We start from the raw sequence: 391 nt of genomic DNA on the forward strand, positions 1-391 counted from the left end.
TCCGGTTGCTCTCCACCCCGCTTCGCAGCGACGCAGTTACCTTCGACTACGGGGCCTTGGCTTACCCCGACATGGACTCTCACCATGCTGTGTACGCGCCTTCACGGGCGCACTAGGAGCGACGCCCTCGTCGCGATAAGCCTCGCAGACCACCACCCATCGCCCCGAGGGCGGGGCTCCCACAGAGATCGCTGAGCCCAAGACGAGCCTTTGACTTCAAACTTCACTGGACCAGATCAAGAAGCTACTGCGGGCACCCTGTTGCACTGACACGAGCGAGCCTTGACCTATTCCCAATGAACTCTGGTGAATTCACACACCTCAGTCGCCCAAGTCATGGCATCGACAAGCGATGTGTGACTTGGGCGACCTTGCGTGCAGCAAACTCAGC

The sequence above is a fragment of the Limnohabitans sp. WS1 genome, from assembly GCF_003063265.1.
Classification (GTDB): Bacteria; Pseudomonadota; Gammaproteobacteria; order Burkholderiales; family Burkholderiaceae_C; genus Limnohabitans_A.